This is a genomic window from Paracraurococcus lichenis (genome assembly GCF_030657435.1).
Taxonomy (GTDB): domain Bacteria; phylum Pseudomonadota; class Alphaproteobacteria; order Acetobacterales; family Acetobacteraceae; genus Paracraurococcus; species Paracraurococcus lichenis.
Genome location: NZ_JAUTWS010000457.1, coordinates 1 through 524 on the forward strand (window position 1 = coordinate 1; position 524 = coordinate 524).

Consider the following 524-nt stretch of genomic DNA (forward strand, 5'->3'; position numbering starts at 1 on the left):
ATCGATGTCGGCAAGCTGGCCGAGGAAGCGAGATACGACGGCATCTTCGTGCTGCGCACCAACGCCCGCGTCACGCCGCTGCAGGCGATGCTGAGATACCGCGAGCTCCTGGCCGTCGAAACCCTGTTTCGCAAAACCAAGGGCGTGCTGCGCACGCGGCCGATCTATCACTCCTCCGACGCGGCCATCCGCGGCCACGTCTTCTGCTCCTTCCTCGCCCTCGTGCTGCAGAAGGAGCTGTACGAGCGCTGCAAGGCTGCGGGCTTCACCCCGGAATGGGGCGACGTGCTACGCGACCTGGACCGGCTGCAGGAAGTCTTGCTGGCCAAGGACGGCCAGCAGATCAGGCTGCGCACGCCCGCGACCGGCGCCGTCGGGCCGCTGTTCAAGGCCGTAGGCATTGCCCTGCCGCCGAACATCCGCGACGCCGCGGCGAGCTGAACACCCCTCAACCATAAATCGTCATCTGTGATGCTAACAGTCGGCAGCGGCCCTGTAAGCTGCTGACCCGAAACAGCTTTCCG

1 protein-coding gene is annotated in these 524 nt (G+C 65.5%); it reads left to right on the forward strand.

Translation table 11 applies throughout. The annotated features are described in order from the left end of the window. Positions 1–441, forward strand: a 441-nt coding sequence (locus Q7A36_RS40780) for an IS1634 family transposase (RefSeq protein ID WP_456306860.1), incomplete at its 5' end; no start/stop codon positions are given. Between the last annotated feature and the right edge of the window lie 83 nt (positions 442–524).